This window comes from Helicobacter mehlei (assembly GCF_003660265.1).
Taxonomy (GTDB): domain Bacteria; phylum Campylobacterota; class Campylobacteria; order Campylobacterales; family Helicobacteraceae; genus Helicobacter; species Helicobacter mehlei.
On sequence record NZ_QXQP01000014.1, the window covers coordinates 1 to 23,442 of the forward strand.

Consider the following 23,442-nt stretch of genomic DNA (forward strand, 5'->3'; position numbering starts at 1 on the left):
GTGGGGAGGGCTGGTTCTGCATTCATGGCCTCCATAGAATCCTCTAAGTTAGGAGTTTCTAGGGAGTCTCCCTCCATTTCTTGGGAAGGGGCTAGCTCCTCTGTTTCAGGCGTGCCCATTCCAGACAATGTCTCTGCAGTGGACTCTTGTGAGTCTGTGGGCATAAAATCGCCGTGAGCAGTTGGATCGGCTTGATTGGGCTCTTGTGCCTTTGTGTTAGGCTCAGTGTGTGTGAGCTCCTCTGTCTCTTGGGGGAGGGCTGGTTCTGCTGACTCTGCACCAGACTCCAAAACCTCCAAGTCTCCTTGGGGTTCTACAGGCGTGGGCGGGGTGGGTGTTCCCTCCGTTTCCTTGAGGCTATGCTCCTCATCTGACTCTACAGATTCTAAACTCCCCGATAATTCTGATGGCATCTCAGATTCCAATTCTAAGGATTCTGTTGGCTTGACTCCCCCCACATCTTCAGAGACGGGGGCTGGTTGCTCCACCGCATCTTCTTCAGATAATGCATCTGCGTGTACCGATTCGGCCAAATGGGTTTGGGTTAGTTCTTGCAAATCTGTAGGTACCTCTTGCGCGTTAGGATCATTCTCTTCAAGCTCTGCAGTTGGGGCAGGTAACTCTGTAGTGGCAGTTTCTATGTGGGTTTGTGCTCCAACTTCAGATTCCTCTAGTGCCACCTCTGATTCTGCAACAAGAGTGGGTTCTACTCCTTGTGGTTCTAGTGGAGATGTGGGCGGTTCTCCCTCTAGGGGGGGCGTACTCTGTGCAGGTTCTGTGGGCTTAGATGGGGCATTGTTTTGCTCGCTCCCATCAACTACAGCGTGCATCAGATCACCCAAATTCTCCTCAGTGCTGTCCATTAAATCTTGGGCTTTGGGGGAGTCTTCTTGGACTAAATCTTGCAACATATCCGCGTGCATGGCATTGGCATGCGTGACAGTAGAATCGGAGGGTTCTGCTGGAGGAGAAGTTGGCTCAGAATCTTCCATGGCCACTTCATCGTGATCGCTCTCTACGGGTAACAAATCCTCAATGGAGAATGCCATACCCGGTTCTGACTCAGGCTCAGATGTGGCTTGGAGAGTGGGTTCAGGCTGTGGCTGTTCTGTGCTTGGGGCTTCTTGGGGCGGGGGAGTTTGTTGATCTGTAGGGGCTTCTGGGGTTTTGTCCGTGTCTAACAAGTCTTCTAGTTGCTTTAAACTCGAATCGATGTCCTTAAATGCCAAATCCATGTCAAAGGATGTTGCGTCCTCTGCAGTGCTGGGTTGCTGGGTGGGGGGGGTGCTAGGGGGTGTTCCTAGTTCTGCCTCTAGAGTGTGGAGCACATCTGTGGGCAAAAAGGGCTTAGTGATGTAATGGGTGAAAGCACCGAAGGTGGGGACATCTTTTCGGTGCAAAAACCCACTGAGCTTCAGCCCTTCTAAATGGGGTTTGAGTTGCTCATATTCCTCTTGACCCACCGCCGTGTCATCTGCAAAGAAAAAACAATCCGCATCCTCTTGAAGCTTGGGTAGGATTTCACCAACATGTTCTTGGATAACCAACTCCAAACCAAGCTTTTTAGCGATGTTTTCAAAAAGCTTATCCACCATCTTATTTTGATTAACCAACAAGATTCTCAACGCCTCTCCTTAAGCTAGGTTAGCTAAATCTGAGATTATAATATAAATCTGCCTTGTTTTGGTTTAACTTAAATTCTAGGAGTTTTTCATGAAAGGTTGTTTGCGTTTGTTTTTTTTGGCTGGGGCATTGAGCTTTTTATCTGCCCAATCCACGTTGTACATGTTGCCCTATGAACAAAATGAAGCCCTAAAGTCGTTAATCTCAAGCATCAATGCTGCCAAAAGTGACATCAATATCGCCATTTACAGCTTTACCCATAAGGACATTGCCAAAGCCCTAAAAGATGCCGCTAGTCGGGGGGTGAAAATCCAAATTATTTATGATTATGGTTCTAATGCGGGGGGTAAGAAACATTCCACCATCGGCTATCTATCCAAGTATAACGGGATCAAAACATGCTTATTGCAAGGTAAAGAAGCCCCCAAGTATGGTAAGCATGCCGGCTCTTATCACGGGATTATGCACCAAAAATTAGCCATCATTGATAATAAAACCATCTTCTTGGGTTCGGCTAATTGGAGCAAAAACGCTTTTGAGAATAGCTACGAACTTTTGTTTAAAGATGAAGACCCTTCCATTATCCAAAAAGCCCAAAGCTATTACAAAAAAATGTGGAGCGCGTGCAAGCCCTATTGAAAATGGTAGTTATAGCCGATGTAAAAGGCAAAGGTACGCCTAAATTGCGCGCTAAAGTAGCTATCGGTGTAATATTTATCATTGATGGTGGGGAATTTAAACCCAATATCAACCCCATGCGTGCCCACAAACAATGCCCGCAAACCAAAATTAAACAAAAATTGGAAGGTGCTCACGCTGGGTTTAGCATTAGAGGGCAAACCTAGAGCTCTTTGTCCGGCATCCCCTAAAAACCACGAGTTACCCGCAATCGCCACGCCCACATAGACCCCCAAATCTAGGGAAATATCGTTGCGGTAAAACGCCCCTTGGAAGAAATTATAAAAAAAGTCCGCTGCTGCGCCATAGGTGAGCATGTTATTACCCCCATAGTACATCCCCCCACCATAGGGGCTTTTTACATAGCGCGCCCCAAAACCCTGCCAATCAATAAAGGCATAGTAGCGCGCCCCAAACATTTGATCTTTTCTAAAATAGCCCGTATAGCCCACATTAAACCCCAGACCATTCGCCCCGACATTCATGTCGTTGCGCCCGGGTGCAAAAGTACTATTAACCGTGGCATTTTTGGTTAAGATGGTGATGGTGCCCGTTTGGTAACTTGTCCCCACAAATAAACCATCTTTCCAAGTAGAGTGGGTTCTAAACTGATTATTTGCACGCGCTTGTAAAACCCCCATACCCAAAACAACCCCCAATGCCCAAATTAGGGCTTTTTTTTGTTGCATTTTGACTTCCTATAAAACTTGAACTTAAAACCGCTATTATAGTATAATTCAGACTGAATCTAGTAGGCTACTTTTTAAGGAGTTGTGATGTTTGGCGTGCGCCCATCTGTTCCGTTTTTGTTGGTCGCTCTTTTTTCTGTTTGCTTGAGTGTCGAGCCCGGAATCAATTTTGATCCCCCCGATTATGTCGAACAAATGCCCTCCAAAGAATTTATCCCCGAGATTTCTAAACCCGGGAGTCTATTTGGGCAGGGCGAACGCCCGTTATTTGCTGACAGACGGGCGATGAAACCTAATGACCTCATCACCGTGGTGATCTCTGAAAATGCCAGTGCCAATTACAGCACTTCTAAGGATTATACCAGCACTTCTAATGGGGTTTCCAACGCCCCACGCCTCACCTACAATGGCACCGATCCCAACAAAAGAGAACAAGCCCAGTTTTTAGACAACAGAAACAATTATAGCCTAACCCAGCCTGCCACCAACAACACCTTTAAGGGCGGGGGCGCGCAGAAAAAAAGCGAGAATCTCAAACTCACCATCACCGCTAGGATTGTCAAGGTGCTTGAAAACGGGAATTATTTTATCTACGGGAGTCGGGAGATTTTGGTTGATGGTGAAAAACAAGTGATTAAAATTAGTGGCGTGGTGCGCCCCTTTGACATTAACCGCGATAATAGCGTGCAATCCAAATACATCGCCGATGCCAAGATCGCCTACACCAATATTGGACCTTTGAGCGCGAGCAATAAAAAGAAAATGGGCGGTCAAGTCTTAGAATCCCAGTTCCCCTTTTGATGTCTATTGCCATTATCTTAGCCCGTGCAGGGAGCAAACGCATTCCCTTTAAAAATATCACCCCCTTTTTAGGCAAGCCCTTATTAGTCTATGTCATTGAACAGGCGCGCAACTTGGGGCTTTTTGAACAAGTGATTGTTAGCACCGATGATCCCAAGATCGCCCAAATCGCCCAAGATCACGGCGCGCTCACCCCTTTTTTACGCCCTACCCACCTAGCTGATGACAACACGCCCACCCTAGAGGTGCTAGCCCATGCCATCCAGACCCTCAATCTCCCCTTGGAAAGCCTTGTATGTGGGCTTTATGGCACGAGTGTATTATTGCAAAAAGAATCCCTTGAGCGCGCCTTTTTAGCCCTCAAACAAAACCCCCACAAAAAATACGCCTTTGCCTGTAGTGCTTATAGTGCCTCCCCTTACCGCGCCTTTAGTTTGGAGCATAATACCCCCACCCCCCTTTTTGCCCACAATATCCCCAAACGCTCCCAAGATCTCCCCCCGCTTTACCATGATGCCGGGTTATTTTATTTGGGACTTGCTAGGTATTTTGCTAACCTAGAACCCCTCTTAGACCCCCACTCGATACCCATTATCTTGCCCGCCTCGCACACCCAAGATATTGACACGCTAGAGGATTTAGAGCTAGCCAAACTCAAATACCAGCTTTTAAACCATGATTAAAATCCTCTGTGATGCCTCTTTAACAAGTGGGCTAGGGCATTTGCGCCGTTGCCAAAAACTCCAAAATCTGCTAGCTTCCCTAGATTTAAAAACCTACCTCTTTGCCCCCCACCCTCTAGCCGATGAGCCCCTTAATTGGCTAAAAACCAGCCCGCTTAACGTTGGTGATTGTGTTATTATTGATAGCTACCTAGCCCCCCCTAGCTTTTATGAACACCTCAACGCCTCACAAGTTTTGGTGATCGAAGATGCACCCCACACCTACCCCAAAGATTTTTATGTGCTCAACCCTTCTTTTTTAGCCCACACCCTCTATACAAACCCCACCCCCAAGCATTTTTTAGGCATAGAATTTATGCCCTACGAGCCTGCATTTAACACCCCAAAAAACCTTAAATCCTCCATCTCCAACCTATTTTTATCATTTGGGGGTAGCCAACACGCCCTGCCCTTTTACACACAAGCCCTCAAAATCCTAGAGCAACCCCCCCTAAGCGTGCAGGTGATCGCCCCTCCAAACTTAGCCCCGATTCTGCAAGCCAACCACCCCCCAAACTCCAAACGCACCTACCATGTGGGTCTATCCCTTGCAGAAATTGCCACCTGCATGCACCAAAGCGATGTGGCGTTACTGGGAGCTGGGGGCATGCTCTATGAAGCGATCTTGGCGCACACACCCATTTTGAGCATCCCCCTAGCCTCCAATCAGCTCCCCCAATGGCAGGCTTTAAGCGGGCAGGGCGTGTGTTGGGCTAGCTCTTGGGATCATTTGTTAATAGACTTGCAAAATTTGAGCCTTGAGGCGCGCATGTGTATGTGGCATGCCCAAGAGAGGCTTAAAGTTGGCACAAAACTTCTAGATACTCTCAAAGAGATTTTCCATGTCTCTATTTGAGTGCCCCTCTTTGGTTTGGCAAAGCTTTGAAATCCCCCCCACCACCTTTAAACAAGGGGCACAAACCCCCATTCATGCTTGCCATTTTATCCACACCAGCGATGCCGAACGGCTACAAATCCTCGCTTTCCGCAACCACCCAGCCACCACCGCATGGATGTATAACGAACATATCAGCTTGGAGTCGCATTTGCATTTTATTGAACAACTCCGCCACAACCACAATAGTGCCTACTATCTTTTCAAACAAGCTGACAAGCTTTTAGGTGTGGGTTCGCTCACACGCATCCACCCCACCCACCAACACGCCTTTTTAGGCATTTATAAAAACCCCGATTTGGAGCACGTAGGTGGGCGGATTTTAGATGCCCTTGAGTTCATCGCCTTTTTTAAAATGGGTCTGCATTCTTTGCATTTGGAAGTGATCGCCACCAACACCCGCGCCATTGTCTTTTACCAAAACCACGCCTACCAAAGGGCAGGATTTTTAAGGGACTTTATCTACAGGCAGGATAATTACCACGATGTGTGGCTCTTTAGCAAGCTCTCCCCCCTCACACCCCCCCATAAAGGCTCTTGATGATCCCCTTAATTGTTGCCGAATTGAGTGCTAACCATGCCAACTCCCTAGAGATCGCCCAAAAATCTTTGATCACCCTAAAGGGTATTGGCGCAGGCGCGGCCAAGTTACAAACCTACACCCCCGATTGCATGACTTTAAATTGCTCCAAACCCCCCTTCACCATCCAAGGCACGCTTTGGGATCAACAAAGCCTCTATGATCTCTACACAAAGGCGGCTATGCCCTTAGAGTGGCACGCCCCTCTTTTTGAGTTAGCACGGGGCTTAGACCTACTCTTGTTTAGCGCAGTTTTTAGCCTCAAGGGGCTAGAACTCTTAGAAAAACTCAACTGCCCCATGTATAAAATCGCCAGCTTTGAGATCACCCACTTAGAATTATTGCACCAAGTAGCCAGCACCCAAAAACCCCTTATTCTCTCAACGGGCATTGCCACGCATGGCGAAATCTTAGATGCTCTAGAGGTTTGCTACAAAGCGGGCAACTCCCAAATCACGCTTTTAAAATGCACCAGCGCCTACCCCGCCCCCCTGCAAGAGGCAAACTTATTGGCCATGCCCATGTTGGGGCAGACCTACAACACCGCCTATGGTTTGAGCGATCACACTTTGGGATATTTGAGTGCGATCATCGCCACGACCCTCAAAGCCTCCATGATTGAAAAACATTTTATCTTAGATAAAAGTCTAGACACACCCGATCGCGCCTTTAGTTTGGACACCAAAGAGTTCCAAGAGATGATTCAAGCGGTGCAAGACACCGCTAAGGCCCTAGGGCAACCCAACCCCCCACCCCCCGTGCAAGGGCGGCAATTTGTCCGTAGCCTCTTTGTGGTGAAAGCACTTAAAAAAGGGGAAATTTTGACAAAACAACACCTACAAGCCTTGCGTCCCAGTGCTGGGCTTGCCCCTAAAAATTTATCGCTTGTGCTGGGCAGAAAAGTCTCCAAAGATTTAGAATACGGACACCCTCTAAGTTGGGACGATGTATTGGATTAATCCTTATTGGCAAGCAAACATTTGGCGCAAACGACAAACAAGCGCATGTCGTGGCTAACTAATTTGGCATCAAATTTCTTAGCCACTTGGATTTGGCGTTCTTCAATTTCGGGATCGACAAACTCGATAATATCCCCACAATGCAGACAAATAATATGGTCGTGGTGCTCTTTAGCAGCGATCTCATAGCGCCTCCCGTTTTTATTGGTTTCTAGCGTGTAAATAAAACGTTCTTTTTCTAAAAAATTCAAAATGCGATAAACCGATGAAATACTGGTATTTTTGTCGCGCAAACGGATACTTTGGGTGATCTCCTCTGGACTTAAGTGAGTCCCGCTCTTATAAAGTACGCTCACCACTTCCTCACGTTGTTTGGAGTTTTTCAAGCCATTTTTTCTAATGGAAACTCTCAGGCGCTCTAAAATAGACTCTAAAGTTTCTAAGCGATGCATAAAACCTCCTGCTTATCAAATAACCATCATGCGCCTAAAGTCCGCTTCCGGCGTTGGTTCTAAAGAGCACTTCTATCATAACATTTTATTTTAAACTATTGACCGATTAACAAGGGAGCATTAAGGTTGGCATGGTGTATAATTCAAAGGCTAAAACTTATTTAAAGGGCTTGTATGTTTTTTAACAAGGGTCTCTCCAAGCAGTTAGATCAAAAAGATGCAGAAATCAAATCCCTCCAAAAAAAGCTTGATTTTTACAGGCAACTGGTGGATTTATGTGGGCATATGGGCTTTATTGGAGTCAAGGATCACAAGATCATTTTTAAAAATGGGGATGTGGTTAATTTAGAAGGCATTGATGATAAGGCTAGCGATTTGAGTAGCCCGAATGTGGATTTTAGCTTGAATAACCGCCTCTACACCACCAAGAGTCAGCGCATTGATGACACGCTTTACCACTCGGTGATGGAAACCTCTGATTTGATAGTTGCCTGTGGGGATAGCCACACCTTTAGGCTATATTACACCAGCATGCGCGAGGGGTTAGAGGGATTGCAAGCGACGATGCAAGATGTGTTTAAAGGAACCGATGAGCTCTTACATGCGGCTACTAGCGGGAGTCAAAGTTCTTCAGAAGCCTTGGATAAAGTTGCGACCACCAGTAGTAGTATTAATAGTTTGTATGACAAAATGCAAAATGCCACCACTCTAGCCGATTCTTTGAATCAACGCAGTAGCGAGATCACCCAAGTGATCTCTTTGATTGATGACATTGCCGAACAAACCAACTTATTAGCCCTCAATGCCGCCATTGAGGCCGCCAGAGCGGGCGAGCATGGGCGGGGCTTTGCGGTGGTTGCCGATGAGGTGCGCAAATTGGCCGAAAAAACCCAAAAGGCGACCAAAGAAATCGCGGTGGTGGTCAAATCCATGCAACAAGAGGCTAGCGACATCCAAAGCAATACCCATGATACCAATTCAATTGTGGAGGAAATCAAGGGCGATATTGATGTGATTAAGCTCAAGGTAGGAATCGGTTTGGATGTGGCAAATGCTGCTAAAATCTCCATTGATAACCTCAATAATTTGGTTTTTTGCGGTTTGGCTAAAACCGACCATGTGGTGTATAAGGGCAATCTCTATGGCGTGGTGTTCAACATCCCCAATAACTTTAAAAGGGTCGATGGGCATGGTTGTCGCTTAGGCAAATGGTATTATGAGGGGGATGGGAAGACACACTTTAGCAATGTGCCTAGCTATCGTGCCCTAGAGTCTTACCATAATGCCCTGCACGATGAAGCCAATACGCTAGTGGATACACTAAAAGATCGCTCCAAGGTTACCTCAGAGGCGATTGAAAAAGCTGTCCAACTGGTCGAACAAAACTCTAAGGGTGTGCGTGACACCATTGATAAAATGTTCCAAGAAAAGCAAGCAGAACTACAAAAACAAATAGCGAGCATTTTAGACAATAACAGCAAATCAGCTTAGATTTGGATTATCTGCATGCGCTAGGGGCACTTGAGCGGGCTTGTCTGCGCCGCAGGCGTTGCCTCTATCCGAAAAATTTAATTGACTTTGCCTCTAATGATTATTTGGGGCTGGGCAACCAAAAGGAGCTTTTAGAACAAGCCTTTGAGCTGGTGAAAAACCAGCCCTGCCACGCCCCCAAAGCCTCCATGCTCATCAATGGTTACCATCCTTTGCACCAACAATTAGAGCAAGAACTATGCCAACTTTTGGATTACCCCGCATGTATTGTTGTGGGGAGTGGCTTTTTGGGGAATGTCGCCCTCTTGGACGCATTGGTGCGTAAAAATGATTTGTTACTCATGGATGCCCACTACCATGCCAGCGGGCAATTTGTGGCCAAAAAACTCCCCAACACGCTTTTTTTTGCCCACAACGATCCTCAAAATTTGGAACAAAAATTAAAAATACACCGCCCTAAAGGGCGCGTGCTGATCGCTATTGAGGGCGTATATTCGATGGATGGGCAAATTGCTCCTAAAGAAATCTACACCCTAGCCACTAAGTATAATGCCTACTTGATTTTAGATGAAGCCCATAGCCTAGGCGTTGTAGGCGATCACCTCTTAGGCTATTTGGATCATCACCAGCTCAAGCCCACCTCCCAAACGATCTTACTGGGCACTTTTTCTAAGGCTTATGGGAGTTATGGGGCTTTTATTGCGGGCAGTGTGGAAATTATAGATTTTTTATGCAACCGTGCTAAGAGCATTATCTACACCACAAGTTTATCTCTGCTAGATAGCGCACTGGCTTTGGCTAATATCCAACACCTCTATGCCTCTTTGAGTGCTTACCAAAAAATCCTAGTCCAAATGCGCGCTTGTGTGCGTATTTTAGGCACCACTCCGAGTAATATTTTAACCCTGCCCTTTAAAAGTAGCCCCCAACTCCTCCAAGCGCAGGCTAAATTGCTTGAACATGGTTTTCTATGCGCGGCTATCCGCCCCCCCACAACCCCCAAACCCCTTTTACGCCTCTCTTTAAATATCCAACCTCAAGATACGCTAGCTAAACTAGACAATCTGTGCCACTTGTTGCTTAATTTACGCTAAACCCCTACCATCTTCTGCCAAAACACGCATTTTAGCACGAGTTGCCATGTGTGTTTTTGCTTGTACTCTTTAGCCCTAGTTTGGCTCGCAGTAATCCCCAAATTTTGTAGGGGTATCTTAAAAGCATGTGTGCCCAACTAACTTTAATCCCATTTTCTTGACAAGCGCGTAAATTTTCTTGATTAGCCCGCCACAGACTTTTAAGCCCCCGTGTGCTAATCCCCCCAACCCCCATCTTCACCAGCACTTGGGGCAGATAGACCCATTTGATCTTGCCTAGTAACATCACCCGCACAATCCATTCATAATCCCCAGCAATTTTATAATCAATCTTGTAGCCCCCAAAGTGATCGTAAATCTCTTTTTTGACAAATAAAGTCGGGTGAGCCGGTACACGCCCATAAAAAAAGAGCTTGGGATCAAAAGGACCGCTTTTGTAATAGCGCACAATCTTAGAATCTTTGACATAGACCAAATCCCCATAAACCACTTGTGCGCTAGGATTAGCCTCAAAGGCTTGCGCCACCACGCTTAACACATGGGGATTAGCAAACACATCATCGCTATGCAAAATGCCAATGATCTCCCCGCTGGCGCGCGCAATGCCTTTATTCAGGGCATCGTAGAGCCCTTGATCGGGTCCGCTATCAAGCTTGATGTGCTTAAAGCCTTGTAGAATTTCTAGACTCCCATCCGTGCTCCCCCCATCGATTACAATGTGCTCCCAAGGAGGTAGGCTTTGCTCTAGGACTGAATGGATGGCATGTGCAATTGTAGCTTTAGCATTCAGGGTCACACTAATGATCGAAATTTTAGGGGGCATAAACTTGCACTTGGTGTATTATTATTTGATCTTAGCCAAAATCATTTAAATGTGTCAAGTGGATTATGTACGATGGTGGGCTAATGGGTTTGCACACGGAAGCTAAGTGTGGCTAGCTTAAGGGGTTTGGCATTGTTGGCAACTGGCATAGCAAGCTAGAAATCTTCCAGACAAGCTCACTCAAGCCTTGAATAAGCAACTCTAACAACAAAGCTTTTGCTTTAAGCTCTCTCTTATGTGTGACTTATGCCCTTGACTTTTTGATATTGGTAGTGTCATGTTACGCCACTTCTTAAAGTCCTTTTGGGCTTGTATTTGGGCTTCTCTACCCACGGGCGTTAAAAACTCTTGGGGCTGGGTTTTAAAGGTTTCTAGCCCTTTAGATTCTTGGGCGATTCTGCCCGCATCCATGTATTTCTCCCCGCCATATTGGGTATATACATCAATGCCCCCAATTTCAGCGCGTCTATAAGCGTTTGCAATCTGCCCATCTAGCATTGTGCGCTCATACATCAAGGCCAATAAGCCCTCTTGCCCCTTGTTGGCATATCTAGGGTAATTCTTGCCAAAGCTTTGATTGATGGGGTCTTTGGGCGCAATCTTAGGCAACTCTTCTAGCCCCTCTAAACTTTGGGGCTGTTTGTAGTCCTTGGGCTTTTTTAAGGGGGGTTTGGCTTTAGCCTCTTTAGCGGCCATTTTCTGCCTTTCTTTTTCTTGCTCTTTTACGCGCTCTATATCCGCTAGCCTTCTTCCCTCTTTAAATTGCGCTAACTCTTCTTGGCTATAGCCCTTGTCTGTGGGTTTAAATGTCTTTGTGCCGTTTTTATCTATCCCAAGTTCAAACTCAAACCCCTCCCTAGATAGAATCCCCCAACTCCCCTTATTGTGCTCCCCATTCCTGCCTAAGCCCATATTCAAATGCACGCCCACGAATCGATTCGGGCTCACTTCTTTAATGAACATCAAATCCCCGTCCTTGTTTTGCCGGACATAGTTGGGGTTTTCTATGGCCTCTTTAATGTGCGCTATTCCCTGCATCTCTGCTTGTATGCCATCGCCATAGGCATTTACGCGGTATTTGTCTAACACAAACTCTAAATCGCTATGCCCATAACTATGTTTTAAAAACGCCTTGGCATCTTTATTAAACTGGGGCTTATAAACTGCTTGGCCTAAAAGCTCTTGAATGGCTTCTTGAAACCCTGCCTCTTGGGGGAGTTTGCCCGCTTTCCATTCACCATAAGCCTTTTGTAAGAGTTCTTGCACTTTTAGGTTCTCTTGGGCTTTAAGGGGGGTTGTGGTATCCTTCAAGCCGTCCTTTTGGGCAAGATTGGAGCCATGCCCAGACTTAGCCACGACTTGGTCGAACTTCTGCGTGGGGGACTTTCTGTTCTCATATGCCGTAACAATCCAGTAGTTTTTGCCTTTATGCTTCCAACCCTGCGAAACCTCTACCCTAAATTCTTTGCCATTGTCTTTTAGAATGATGGTTTTTACACCTGCTTGATCGGTAACTAAATCTCCGCTTTTTATAATCTCCTCAATGCCATTCCCCAACTTTTCTAAAGGTGTATTGCCCCCAAAAGGGCTAAAATCATCAAGGTGTTTTTCTATAATTTTTGATAACCCTAGGCCTTTAGCCTCTTTACCTTTACCCCCAACACTCCCCCACACTAGATCAATATACCCCCCACTCTCGCCTAAGTCTGGGCGGTAAAACGCCCCGGCTACTTGCCCGCGTTTTTCTTGCAAGAGTTTGGCCACTGCTTCTTTGCCCTTAAGCGCAAATTCTTTAAAATTCTCCCCAAAAGCGGGGTTGGGTTTTAAAATGTCTTCTAAAAGCTTGTTTTTAAATCTAATGGCATCCAAGATGTCTTGCTTGTCTAAATGCGCGTTTCTGCCTGCGGCTAGGATTTCTTTAGTCGTGGCTGGGATTTGTGTGTTGGGCTTATAGGGCAATAGGGGGGTTTGATTGTTAAGCGGGGGTTTGGTAGGATTGGGTAAAGGAGTTTGTATGTTCCCACTACCTGAAGATAAATTATTCCCCTTGCCACCTGAAAAATTAGCGTTCTCACGCAACACAGAATCGGGGCGGTTGTACGCATTAGACCGCACTTCTAAATCTACCAAAGAAGGCGCGTTTGAATTTGACTTTTCTAAAGGCTCTTGGGTGGGTTTCCCCTCTGTGGGCGATTTTCTGACTAATACGGACTTTTCCGAACTTTGGGTGCTATCAGATTTAACCATGTATGAGGTGAAGTCGCTTATATCTAAATCTAAATCCTGAGCGATTTGGCGACTCTTTAACTTTAGATTTTCTAATTCTTGGGGCGTTAGCTTTGCCAATTCTTGGGGGTCTCGCATAATATGATAGATCGGGTCTAACTCTTTTTTAGTCCCCCAACTGCTGTTAGTGTGTAGCTGGACCTCGCTAGGAATGCCCTTGTAAGTGAATTGCACATGCAAGCCCTTATATTGGCTACTTCTGTGGTGGAACTCTATAATGGGCTCTATGCCCTGCGCTCTTAAACTATCCTCAACATGGGTCAATTGCCCGTTAAGATGTCCCCTATCCTCCACCCTAATGGCCGCTCTTAAAACATCCCCAATTGCGCTAATATCCACCTGTTTGCTGGCTAATTTACGCTCTAGACTCTGCTCGCTCTTAAGCAGATTACCCGCTTCTAGGCTATATTGCCCGGGTATGCTCTGCAAAAGCTCCTTAAACCCCCCTTCTTGCTCTTGGGCGGTGGTGTAAAGTGTCTTAGCTTGATTTTTAAGTTCTGGGGTGGTAGGGTTAGATTCCGTCTTTGCGTTGGACGCTTGCCCAAGTCCTAGCTCGTAACTAGGGTGCTTGGGGTGTCTTTCGGACATTTCCAAGGTAAAGATGGGATTCTTGCGTAAATCCCCCCGCTCAAAATACATCGTTTTAAAAGCCAGTTCATTCTGCCCCTTGCGGATTTGCTCCACCACCACATAATGCCCATTAATTTGTCTCTTTAAATTCTAGCAAGTAATCCACCACTGCTGGGGTGAAATTGACCCGCCCTATGAGCACCATATCTCGCCCCTTAGAAGGACTCTCATCAATCAAGCGTTTAATCTCTTCTAAACTTAAACGCTTGGGCTCTTCTCCCTTATTGCTAGCCCCTGTTGGGGGTTCTGTGCCACTAGGCGGTTTATTGCCTCCCCCATTCCCCCATCTTCACCCTTTGGCCCCTCTAAACCTCCATCATCTCCACCTAGAGGCTTTCCACCACTATCCCCCAAATGCGCATTAGGTGTTCCTGCACCTTAGCCAGATATTAAAGCCCAGCCCGTTACAACACACGGCATTAGGATAATCAAAACGCCCAAAGACCATCACACCATGGGCAGATGGCAGTCGGTGCAATGATATGGGAAATAAAACCCATGAAGCCGAAGATCATAATCAAGCATAAACTTATTTGGAAAATCTTTAGATGACAGTGAATAAAGATTAATTTTTCAAGCTTCTTGTGCTTATTTTGTGTTGGCAAGTTTAAATGGGCTTTAATGCCCTCTGCAATTCTCATAGTATTATCAAGTGGTGTTTCCTACAAGAGGTGCTTAGGAAATTAAGCAGACTTAACGGAGTGCTCAAAATTATTCTCACTTTTTGACTCAGATTGAACCTAGAAAGATCACCAAGAATGCTAGAAGGGTGCGAAATTATAGTGTAAGTGTTGAACTCTTACATAAATTTGTTGCCCATTGTAGTCGTTTTTCTCATTTGGTTGTTGTACGCACATGGATATTCAATGACCTAGCATAACATAAAAGGGGCAACGTTCTCACCGTCTCAAAATGCCTATTGGATAGAAAACAAGGTATATTAAGACGGTATGCGCAGATCTAGCTAACTGTCCAATTCCACAACTCTTTAAGCCATAGACAGTATGTTTGACTTATTTTAGTTTGTTCGTATTCTTTTTTATGGCGTAGGATATATTTTAATTTTTTTCTAATTGCTTGCTTAAGATTTTTATCGCTAGATTGATAGAGTGTTTTTATGAGAGGAAGGAAAGTTCAGTTATACGAATGTTGTTCGCTTATCCTTCTTATTAATCTGATGAGGGAAGTTGAGGTGCAAAGAGTTGTAGAAAACAATGAGGTGAGGTGGGATTCTCTATGCATCTACATAGGTATTGACATATTTATGTTCTTGGTGGATATGATCTAAAAAATTCATATAGTCAGCTTTATTTTCAATAAAGAGATTGAGGAAAATATAATACTAAGTCTAAACATTCTATCGATATTTTGTCATGGGTGCCCTGCTGAAGCAAACAATGTGATGCCAATATGAGAAAGTTGTTAATCCAACGACCACTCGTGGTCATTGAATTTCCATATTCTTTGGGTTTTGAACAAATATTTGTGAAAATTATTTCTAAAAATTCTTCATTAATCTTAAATTGAAATGTGATATCAGAAAAACGAGTTTAGAAAATATTCTCTAGTTTTCCAGTTTGAAAGTATTTAACACTGTGGCTAAAAATTTCTTGATTCAGTGGCAAAGGAGATAATGCCTTCTTCCTTGTTCTTAGAATGCTACTTATTTCATGCCAACAGCATTCAAGTGCGTTTATATAAAATCTTGTTATACAAGTCGTTATGAGGTTTTTAAATATAGGAGTGATGAGACAGTTGCCAATTCTGATCCGATCGAACTCTTGAAGTTTTTCAAATATTTGTTCGAAGTTGCTACTAGAGTATTCTCTATTTTCCCAATGTGAACGATTCTGTGCAATCTGCGTAAGTTGTTGTTCAAAGTAACTCTCAAATCGAGCACTCTAGCCTACTTCTTCCGCTTGAAGTTAGTGCCAATGTTGATAGTAATTCCTGCCAATCAGTATAGATCACGCCATCGTCATGTTTATAGTGGTGAAGTCCCCAACGTCTGTTTAATTCGCTAAAGAACCATATTTTAAATTCTCTTTTTTTAAAAGCTTCTTTTGAGACTTCTTCACATTGTTGATAGATTTTTAATATAACTTTGCCTGTATTGCCATCGTTGATATGGCTTTCAAAAAGTAAAAAAATACTTTAAAAGTTTATTCTTAAGTGATATTTTGGAGGCACTGGTAAAGTATTAATTTTGTTCTCCAGTGCATTAAAATTAAAAGATATAAGAATGCGCCTTATCTTCCCTATATCTTCTTTATTTACGAGTGTTAATGTGTCGTATTTCTTGATTTCTTTAAAAAATAGTCTTAGTCCATCCTCGTCTTGTTTGCACTTATGTTCTTTTTCATTTTTTGATTTTCCATTCTTCACTTTCCCACTGAAGAATTCATGGATGTACAAGACATGGATGTTTTTTTCTTGTAAAATTCAAATTCAGTCGAATTAAACATGGTGCTTGTCTTAATAAAATAAATTGTTTTCGCGCTATTTAGATTTTGTCGCACTTTGTTTGAGTAAAAATTTACCCAAGAGATGATTTGTTTGACATTTGGATCACCTAAAGAATAGCCAACCAAGATGACAGTATCTGTTGAAAAAACTCCTTTGACATAATTTTCAATGAGCGGGAAATTTTGGCTATACTATAAATAGTCTTTTTCGCAGAAAATAATATTCTCTTTATCCAAGCTCCCATGCATCTTAATGAGTTTTGAAAAACCACCAGAATTTTTAATATCTGCGTCCGTTTTTATAATATAAAAAACATGCCTTCTTTATCAATGGCTCTTTCAAATAAGTCATCCCAGTTAGTTGTAATGAGATTGTTAAGATTGGGTTTGACAATCTCTAAGTGCAAGTTTGGCTCGGCAATTACCATCCCGAAGCTTTAATTTTTCTCTTAATCTTTGGTGGTAGCCTTCCTTCCCAAATTGATTAAAAAACTTTTCAACCAGATGAGATAATCCTCATTTTTTTCTGTACTGCCACGAAGATTCTCTTTTAAGGTATCTATCAATTTTTCCCATGATGGCAACCCAGAACCAGCACTGATTCCAGCACCCGCAAAAATACTTAAGCAACTTTCATCGTGCGCTTTTCTGATGTGCTTTAATGACCTTCCAATAAGCTTTCTGTGTTGATTGCGTTGATCGTTTGTCATAATATCACACCGACACACCTTGTTTTTTGCAATAAAATCCCAAGACCAGCTTAATTATGTGATCTTACAACCATCCGGAAACAAACAGCTTTCTCATTACTTCTCCTTTCTTTAGTATGTGTCATTGTGGTGTATATTATCCGTAGCCCAGACGTCAGTGTGTCCCCCATTTCTATGGATTGTGATTTGGTAGCATTGGAAAATATTTATTTTGAAGTGGTCGGCTAGCTCTCCTAGGTCTTGCATGCTACTAGACTTTTTGAGATTGACAACAGCACTCCAAAGGTAACACGTAGCTTGGAAGCGTTGGTTAAAATGCTGTTTGTAGTTTGTCTTGACTTGCCCGACTAAACTATTTTCTTAGGACTCTAATCTCTAAAGTATTTCTGTTGCAATACTGCGGTTGTTGTGGTTTGCTTGGATACTGAGTCTAGTGGGTTTGGAATCTATAGAAGAGAGTGTCCCCATACTCTTTCTATTTCTTGGTGCTATCTATATTGAGACTATCTGTTTAAGCGATGATTGTTTTGGTTTTGGATCTCATCAGAATTATTAACACTCCAATGAGTCTTGACTGATTCGTTGGCAAAGTCTCTGGAGAATTTTTTAGTCTCTTATCTGTACTGGCTCATTTTTCAGCACCTCGTTAAATATCTTTCGATAGAATACTCACCGCTCTGAAAATACTCAAAAAGACCGGGAGTACCGTGTCGATGAATATTATCAAGAAAGTGGGCCGTGCAAAGCTCCTGCATTGAGGCTTACAAAACCTACAAACAACGCTCTTATAAAGAGTTTTCAAAAATCCACTCTATGGCTTCCTACCTAGCAATGTTCCCTCCCGTATTACCCCATTCTTTTATTACCCGATATTCCCAAGAAAATGATTTAGTTTATGATCCCTTCGCTGGGCGTGGTACAGCCCCCTTTGAAGCCTGTAGAATGGGGCGCATTGGTATTGGCAATGATTTAAGTCCGCTGGCTTTTTGTTTGATCAAAGCCAAAACAAATATCCCAAAGATTAGCAAAATTAAGAAACGCTTGAATGATTTGGCACGCCACTACCAGCCTCCAGACATTGCAGGCGTGGATATGGATATTAGGATGTTGTTTGATGAAAATTTGACTCTCCCGCAATTAGTCTATCTCAAGCAAAGCTTAAAACTCTCTAGGCCTGTAGATAACTTCATCATGGCTACTCTAGCAGGCATTATGCATGGCAAGCACCGCAAAGACGGCACTTCTATATATTGTAGCATTGATATGCCCAACACTTTTAGCATGTCTGCCAATTACATTAGAGGTTTTGTTGCCAAACACGGTCTTAAAAAATTGCGCCAAGATGTGTTTCAATCACTAGAGTATAGAATAGACTTTTTGTTTGCGCCTTCCAAATACCCCCAGCAGGATATGAGCCACAAATTGGGCAGATTATCTTTGATGTGAATGGGGAATACACCTTTGCTAACCAACAAGATAACACCTGTATTTACGACAAGCTCAAAGATAGGGCGTTGCGTTTTAGCACATCTGTGCATAAAACGCAGGACTACGGAGATGTAAAAGCAATCCAATACGATTTTTATAAGGAAGAGACTCTAGAAGAGTCTTTTGAAGTGCTGTGCAATGAGATTGATTTAAATATTTCATCTACATATTTTCAAGCATTTAAGGGGGCATGTGAGAAAATGTTTGATGAGCGTATTGCAGATGACAAGCAAGACAATAAAAATGCATTTGAGAAAAAACAGAAAAAAATTGATAGGCTAAAAGCCATCTATAAGTGTATCCTATACAAAGCTGGATTCAAATCCAGTGAAAAAATTTGCTTCTATCGCTTCAGTCTTTCCGACGACAAAGCAAATAAAGCAGACCAAGAAAAATGGCGTGACCCAGTAACGAACAATCTTTTCGAGCATGGAGTTTCTCTTGAAAGGGCGTGTGAGTATTTTGCGCAATTGAATCTAGATGCAACAGCAAATTACAAGGACGACGAAGATTTTAAAGCTCTGTTGAAAGTCTTAAACCCTACTTTTAGTCGTGCTGGATTTAATCATCTTAGAAAGTTCAGCGTTTTACACTCTCCAAAGGGTGGCGAGGATTACAAGGAAACTATCGATCAGGCGTTGCGCGAGGGGAAAGTCGTTTTAGTCGATCTCTCCACTGCCTCCACACAAGTGCAAGAAAAATACATCACGAGACTTTGTGCGCATATTTTTGCTAGGTCTATGGAGAAATTCACCAACGACAAAGCACCGGAGTTTATCCAAATGTATTTTGAAGAGGCGCACAACATCTTCCCCAAAGACGACAAGGACTTAAAAAACATTTATAACCGCCTTGCCAAAGAGGGGGCAAAGCTCAATATAGGCATTAGCTATTCCACCCAAGAGGTCAGCTCCATCGCTCCTAGTATCTTGAAAAATACCCAAAACTGGTTCATCTCGCACCTCAACAATAAGGATGAACTTAAAGTTTTGGAAAAATACTACGACTTTAGCGACTTTTCCCAAAGCATTATCAAAAATAATGATGTTGGCTTTGCGCGGGTCAAAACCTATTCCAACAACTTTATTATCCCCGTGCAGATCGATAAGTTTAAAGATAAGGATTAGTATGGGTTATCGCAAGGAGAGAGCATCTAAGATCAACCACCAATATATTGTTGAAAATGAAAAAGTGAAGGCGTATTTAGCGAGGTGTGGGGTGATAGATACACCATTAGATATAGATTTTGACAGTGTTGCCACCGCTTTATCCACAACCCAAAACCGAGTGGATTCTCAGATCGAACGCCTTGTTGTGGTGGATGGAGGGTATGAAGAGGTGTGCATAGATGGCAGGTTTCTCTCCAAGAGGCTTTGTTTCTACAATGTGGGGATTTTGACTTTTTCGCTCAAAGACTTAAAATCTCTGGTAAAACAGCAGATCATTAACCCCGATGATTTGGGGAGACTAGAAAAAGACTTCCAACGCTTTTCTTTTGTGCTCTCCATCCAAGGCTACTGTCATGACCAAAAAGATTTTATCACCACCACTAGAGAAAGACTCTATGAAATTTTTAGAGACAATAGCCTTAACGAGGATGGCGATTCTTTATTAAACACTATTAAATGGCTTGTGTTTCAAGAATACAGAGGGGGAGGGGGGTTTATAGAGATCGCATGTGCGGGTTGTGGGGATAGGCACATTTTTAAAAAACAAAGCGCGTCTTATAAGGATTTACAAAACGATTTTTTAACCTGTGCTTGTGGGGCAAAAATTTATATCACCGATTGTTTTGAGCTACACACTTTGGTTGATGAGATTTTAGGGGCTGGAGCTATAGAGTCCTATGTGATGAGCGTGTTTGAGGTGGTGCTCATGCTCTCCATGTTTAGATTTTTAATAGAAGCTAAGCAGTGGGGATGGTTGCCCAAGATTCTTTTTATCAAAGATGGTCCCCTAGCTCTTTTTAGCCGGTTAGATGATTTTGCTTTTAAAGTGGTGCGGGTGTTTTTGCAATATCTCTACGATCGATCGCTACAAGATCGTGTCAGCTATGTGAATTGGATCGGTTTAGATAAAAGCGGTTTGTTCGTGGATCATCTACAAAACTTGGAGCATAAAATCCCCGCAGAAAGCCTTGTGTTGCCTGACTCTGCCTACATCAAAAAGTATATCACCGGCGATACGGGCTCTATTTTTGGACACAACACTTATTTTGGCATGAAGATGTTGGTTAAATCCGATCGCGCTTTCGTGTTGGATGTAGCCATTCCCTTTGGCTTGAATAGGACATATCAGCACTATTTGGAAAGCCCCCATATTGAGGATTTTTTAACCCTCAAACATATTCTAGAAATTTTGAAAGACTTGAGATGTGATCTCTACCAACAATCTTTCATCCCCATCGTGATGCTCAACACCCTCGTGTCCATCTCCAATATTCCCGGTCAAAGGATTCTAAAAAGTTTTTCGCTGGAAGCGATCCACAAGCGAACAGGGAAATGACTACAGGAATTTTAATTGTTGTTAATGCTAGTGGTTCTAGGAAAACCTAGATAAACCAAAGGTCAAGACACCAATTGTGCCAGTACAATAAGATTATCGTCCCATTGTGTATTCAATTTCCGCTCGATAGTTTGAAACTAACAACACCCGCCCCGCACAAAAGCACAAATTCCTCCAGTACTTGAGAGCATTCCAAAAGAACCCGAGGAATTCAAGACACCAGAAGAGTTTGAGGAATGGCAATACAGGCAAAATATGGCTTGTCTTAAAGAGAATAAAAAATTGTTTTCAAGATGTTAGAAGAGGGCACAAACCCCTTTGATTATGTCCCACAAACTCTTAAAACTTCCCAAGATACTATACCAATACTTGAGTGGTGTGAGTGGGTATGAAAAAGTCAAGAGGCACTTGTGTTATTCTTAGCGATCACTATGCGCGCTTTCAAGACAAACTGTGTGTACCTAAACCAACATGCTTTTAATACTCTAATAAAACTTTCACGACCACCACAATTTAAAAACCACAAACATTCCCTATTACATCGTTGATGCCTCCAGTTTAGCCCCTGCAGGGTGGCGGGGCGAGGATTTGAGGATAAATTGCAGGATTTGGTCAATTTTTCTGATACACAGTTCCCCCAAATAGCTAAAGATCGATCGCAAATCAAAAGCAATGTACTAGATAATGATTCCATTACTACGATCCAAAAATGGATGGTAGTTACTCTATTAAAAGCGTTTTGCCCGCTTTAGTGCCCGACTTTGAAAGGGCTTATAAAGATTTGGACTTGGTGTATAATGGCGAGGAAGCGATGCAGGCTTATGTTTAATGCCAAAAGAGGGGCAAGAAAAAACTAAAAAAGTCCTTTTAGAATATTGCAAGTTGGACACTTTGGCGATAGTGAAGGTATGAGGGGCTCATCGTTTCTATTCGACTTTTAAGTTGCTTTTTAATGGCATTCTTAAGAAAGTCCCTGTATAAAAATCCAGCTAGGAACACATTTAGATATTATGGCTGTGGCGTGAGTGGCCGATCAATCTTGTAATGGATATAACAAGCTAGGGGTTGATGATGCTGTGGAAAAGCTGGCTAAGTGCTACAATTGGAGATCGAGCGCACGGACGAACACACCCAAGAGGAAGATAGCGGCTTTAGCGGGCTTTTGGGGAAGGGGGTAAGGAATATGCCTCTTTGTCCAAGCAGATCATCTTCCCGATCCAAAACTCTAGCAGTTTTGGCGGGCGGGCTTTGTAGGAGGGGCAAGTAAAATACACCAACTCTGCGACAGCACCACCTTAACAAGTCTAAGATTCTTTATGGCTACGCCCAAGCCCGGGCGCATATTGTCAAGGTTTGAGTCAGCACGACTTGAGCAACTGGCTAGATAAAGACTATGTACAGACGGAGTGCTTGACTGTAGCTAATGCTTTGCCTGCATCCGCACCCAACGCCCGCAGGAGTTACATAGAATGGCTAAGAGATCAACGCGACCATGCTATTTAATGAATTTTTCGCAGTGCATGCATTTTCCCGATAGTAAAACGCTACGGGCCATCCCACATTCATAGCAGTGAGAATTCTGAGTGTTGATATCATGGAACGTTTCTATTTGAGAACATAATTCTTCGTGAAATGATGTGAGATCTTGGATAGTCCTACCTTGTGTATCTTGTTCCAAGCTTTGAGAATCTTTTGCACCAGTTTCCTTAGTTGGGTAATTTTGTATCAACGCTTAAATCCTTATTGTAAATATCTAAATGCGAATCATTATCGCTGACCCCCATTTTGTGCTTATGTGATTGAAGATAAAATTAATAAGCGGATTTGTTCCACAAAGAAATGAGTAGATAGTTACCAAAATATACATTCAAAAATCATGGTGCTCTTGCTAGCACAGACAAAAGCGATTGGCTCAAAGCCGACATCGAAAGACACAACGGGGATCTCTACCAAACCCTAAGAAATTTTATCTTAAAAATTTATAGCCCCACTCTGGGTAAGGTGATGCCTTGTTGGCCCTGGTATTTGCCTTGTTTGTCCTTGTAACTGGTGGCACACACGCTATCGCCTTGTAAAAACACCACTTGGGCGATGCCCTCGTTAGCATAGACCTTGGCGGGTAGGGAGGTGGTGTTGGAAATCTCAATAGTGATGTGCCCTTCAAATTCGGGCTCAAAGGGGGTAACATTGACGATGATCCCACACCTTGCATAAGTGCTTTTGCCTAGACAAATGGCGAGGACATCTTTAGGCATTTTAATGTATTCAACGCTGTGCGCTAGGGCGAAGGCATTGGGGGGGATGGTGATAAAATCTTGGGTGTGGATGCTCTTTACCAGTGTGGGATCAAAGTTCTTAGGATCGATCACGCCCGGCCCCAATTCAAAGAGCATAAACTCCGTGCCGACCCGAATATCATAGCCATAACTGCTCAAGCCATAGCTGATAATCCCCCGATTGACCTGTTCTTGGCAAAAGGGAGTGATCATGGCATGCTCCGTGCTCATCTGTGCGATCCAAGTATCTGCTTTCAAACCCATGTCAGCCCTTT

At 43.5% G+C, this 23,442-nt stretch carries 18 protein-coding genes and 1 pseudogene; 11 read left to right on the plus strand and 8 right to left on the minus strand.

Annotated elements, in window-relative coordinates:
* Positions 1-1,625, minus strand: a pseudogene (locus EAO36_RS05500) (hypothetical protein); the annotation flags it as partial.
* 88 nt (positions 1,626-1,713) lie between these two features.
* Here EAO36_RS05500 and EAO36_RS05505 point away from each other — a divergent pair.
* The gene (locus tag EAO36_RS05505) at positions 1,714-2,262 is read left to right on the plus strand and encodes a phospholipase D-like domain-containing protein (protein ID WP_120948741.1); all 549 of its coding nucleotides are present in this window, start codon (positions 1,714-1,716) and stop codon (positions 2,260-2,262) included.
* Here EAO36_RS05505 and EAO36_RS05510 read toward each other — a convergent pair.
* On the minus strand, positions 2,256-2,990 hold the full coding sequence (locus tag EAO36_RS05510) for an outer membrane protein (protein WP_120948740.1): 735 nt from the start codon (positions 2,988-2,990) through the stop codon (positions 2,256-2,258). The genes EAO36_RS05505 and EAO36_RS05510 overlap by 7 nt on opposite strands.
* A gap of 87 nt (positions 2,991-3,077) precedes the next feature.
* Between EAO36_RS05510 and flgH the strand changes: the two genes are divergently transcribed.
* From flgH to pseI, 5 genes are read left to right on the plus strand one after another with little or no spacing between them, the layout of a single operon-like run.
* Positions 3,078-3,791 (plus strand): flagellar basal body L-ring protein FlgH, encoded by a 714-nt coding sequence (flgH, locus tag EAO36_RS05515; protein WP_120948739.1) that lies wholly within the window; start codon positions 3,078-3,080, stop codon positions 3,789-3,791.
* The gene (gene pseF / locus EAO36_RS05520) at positions 3,791-4,474 is read left to right on the plus strand and encodes a pseudaminic acid cytidylyltransferase (protein WP_120948738.1); all 684 of its coding nucleotides are present in this window, start codon (positions 3,791-3,793) and stop codon (positions 4,472-4,474) included. The genes flgH and pseF overlap by 1 nt, the downstream gene beginning before the upstream one ends.
* Positions 4,467-5,369 (plus strand): hypothetical protein, encoded by a 903-nt coding sequence (locus EAO36_RS05525; RefSeq protein ID WP_120948737.1) that lies wholly within the window; start codon positions 4,467-4,469, stop codon positions 5,367-5,369. Before pseF ends, EAO36_RS05525 begins: the two co-directional genes overlap by 8 nt.
* Positions 5,356-5,949 carry a UDP-4-amino-4,6-dideoxy-N-acetyl-beta-L-altrosamine N-acetyltransferase gene (pseH, locus tag EAO36_RS05530; protein WP_120948736.1) on the plus strand — a complete coding sequence of 198 codons (594 nt, stop codon included), beginning with the start codon at positions 5,356-5,358 and terminating at the stop codon, positions 5,947-5,949. The genes EAO36_RS05525 and pseH overlap by 14 nt, the downstream gene beginning before the upstream one ends.
* Positions 5,949-6,947 (plus strand): pseudaminic acid synthase, encoded by a 999-nt coding sequence (pseI, locus tag EAO36_RS05535; protein WP_120948735.1) that lies wholly within the window; start codon positions 5,949-5,951, stop codon positions 6,945-6,947. The genes pseH and pseI overlap by 1 nt, the downstream gene beginning before the upstream one ends.
* Here the strand turns inward: pseI and fur are convergent.
* On the minus strand, positions 6,944-7,399 hold the full coding sequence (gene fur / locus EAO36_RS05540) for a ferric iron uptake transcriptional regulator (protein WP_120948734.1): 456 nt from the start codon (positions 7,397-7,399) through the stop codon (positions 6,944-6,946). The two genes, pseI and fur, sit on opposite strands and share 4 nt — an antisense overlap.
* Positions 7,400-7,573: 174 nt before the next feature.
* Between fur and EAO36_RS05545 the strand changes: the two genes are divergently transcribed.
* Together EAO36_RS05545 and EAO36_RS05550 are read left to right on the plus strand one after the other, a co-directional pair.
* Complete coding sequence (locus EAO36_RS05545) at positions 7,574-8,890, plus strand: methyl-accepting chemotaxis protein (RefSeq protein WP_120948733.1); 1,317 nt, start codon at positions 7,574-7,576, stop codon at positions 8,888-8,890.
* An 11-nt stretch (positions 8,891-8,901) separates the two neighbouring features.
* Entirely contained in the window at positions 8,902-9,984 is a 1,083-nt protein-coding gene (locus EAO36_RS05550; RefSeq protein WP_412779208.1) for an aminotransferase class I/II-fold pyridoxal phosphate-dependent enzyme, read from the plus strand.
* 31 nt (positions 9,985-10,015) lie between these two features.
* Here the strand turns inward: EAO36_RS05550 and EAO36_RS05555 are convergent, their stop codons facing one another.
* The 4 genes from EAO36_RS05555 to EAO36_RS08985 form a co-directional block, all read right to left on the minus strand.
* Entirely contained in the window at positions 10,016-10,807 is a 792-nt protein-coding gene (locus tag EAO36_RS05555) for a glycosyltransferase family 2 protein (RefSeq protein ID WP_120948731.1), read from the minus strand.
* Between the two features lie 201 nt (positions 10,808-11,008).
* Positions 11,009-13,783, minus strand: coding sequence for a putative barnase/colicin E5 family endoribonuclease (locus EAO36_RS05560; RefSeq protein WP_120955819.1), 2,775 nt, complete (start codon positions 13,781-13,783; stop codon positions 11,009-11,011).
* A gap of 2,321 nt (positions 13,784-16,104) precedes the next feature.
* Positions 16,105-16,314, minus strand: coding sequence for a hypothetical protein (locus EAO36_RS08980; protein WP_328588046.1), 210 nt, complete (start codon positions 16,312-16,314; stop codon positions 16,105-16,107).
* A gap of 323 nt (positions 16,315-16,637) precedes the next feature.
* Positions 16,638-16,898: a hypothetical protein gene (locus EAO36_RS08985; protein ID WP_328588047.1), complete on the minus strand. Its 261-nt coding sequence runs from the start codon at positions 16,896-16,898 to the stop codon at positions 16,638-16,640.
* A 738-nt stretch (positions 16,899-17,636) separates the two neighbouring features.
* On the opposite strand from EAO36_RS08985, the gene EAO36_RS05575 reads away from it, so the two are divergent.
* Genes EAO36_RS05575 through EAO36_RS05585 form a run of 3 tightly spaced genes read left to right on the plus strand, consistent with a single transcriptional unit; the run spans position 17,637 to position 20,891 of the window.
* Complete coding sequence (locus tag EAO36_RS05575; protein ID WP_235852383.1) at positions 17,637-18,344, plus strand: DNA methyltransferase; 708 nt, start codon at positions 17,637-17,639, stop codon at positions 18,342-18,344.
* Entirely contained in the window at positions 18,341-19,513 is a 1,173-nt protein-coding gene (locus EAO36_RS05580; protein ID WP_205586163.1) for an ATP-binding protein, read from the plus strand. Before EAO36_RS05575 ends, EAO36_RS05580 begins: the two co-directional genes overlap by 4 nt.
* A 1-nt stretch (position 19,514) precedes the next feature.
* Complete coding sequence (locus EAO36_RS05585) at positions 19,515-20,891, plus strand: DNA double-strand break repair nuclease NurA (protein WP_120955821.1); 1,377 nt, start codon at positions 19,515-19,517, stop codon at positions 20,889-20,891.
* A gap of 1,979 nt (positions 20,892-22,870) precedes the next feature.
* Here the strand turns inward: EAO36_RS05585 and dcd are convergent.
* Complete coding sequence (gene dcd / locus EAO36_RS05595) at positions 22,871-23,431, minus strand: dCTP deaminase (RefSeq protein WP_120948566.1); 561 nt, start codon at positions 23,429-23,431, stop codon at positions 22,871-22,873.
* Between the last annotated feature and the right edge of the window lie 11 nt (positions 23,432-23,442).

Coding starts and splice junctions, on each gene's coding strand:
- EAO36_RS05505 (WP_120948741.1), top strand. CDS start 1,714: ATGAAAGGTTGTTTGCGTTTGTTTTTTTTGGCTGGGGCATTGAGCTTT.
- EAO36_RS05510 (WP_120948740.1), bottom strand. CDS start 2,990: ATGCAACAAAAAAAAGCCCTAATTTGGGCATTGGGGGTTGTTTTGGGT.
- flgH (WP_120948739.1), top strand. CDS start 3,078: ATGTTTGGCGTGCGCCCATCTGTTCCGTTTTTGTTGGTCGCTCTTTTT.
- pseF (WP_120948738.1), top strand. CDS start 3,791: ATGTCTATTGCCATTATCTTAGCCCGTGCAGGGAGCAAACGCATTCCC.
- EAO36_RS05525 (WP_120948737.1), top strand. CDS start 4,467: ATGATTAAAATCCTCTGTGATGCCTCTTTAACAAGTGGGCTAGGGCAT.
- pseH (WP_120948736.1), top strand. CDS start 5,356: ATGTCTCTATTTGAGTGCCCCTCTTTGGTTTGGCAAAGCTTTGAAATC.
- pseI (WP_120948735.1), top strand. CDS start 5,949: ATGATCCCCTTAATTGTTGCCGAATTGAGTGCTAACCATGCCAACTCC.
- fur (WP_120948734.1), bottom strand. CDS start 7,399: ATGCATCGCTTAGAAACTTTAGAGTCTATTTTAGAGCGCCTGAGAGTT.
- EAO36_RS05545 (WP_120948733.1), top strand. CDS start 7,574: ATGTTTTTTAACAAGGGTCTCTCCAAGCAGTTAGATCAAAAAGATGCA.
- EAO36_RS05555 (WP_120948731.1), bottom strand. CDS start 10,807: ATGCCCCCTAAAATTTCGATCATTAGTGTGACCCTGAATGCTAAAGCT.
- EAO36_RS08985 (WP_328588047.1), bottom strand. CDS start 16,898: ATGACAAACGATCAACGCAATCAACACAGAAAGCTTATTGGAAGGTCA.
- EAO36_RS05585 (WP_120955821.1), top strand. CDS start 19,515: ATGGGTTATCGCAAGGAGAGAGCATCTAAGATCAACCACCAATATATT.
- dcd (WP_120948566.1), bottom strand. CDS start 23,431: ATGGGTTTGAAAGCAGATACTTGGATCGCACAGATGAGCACGGAGCAT.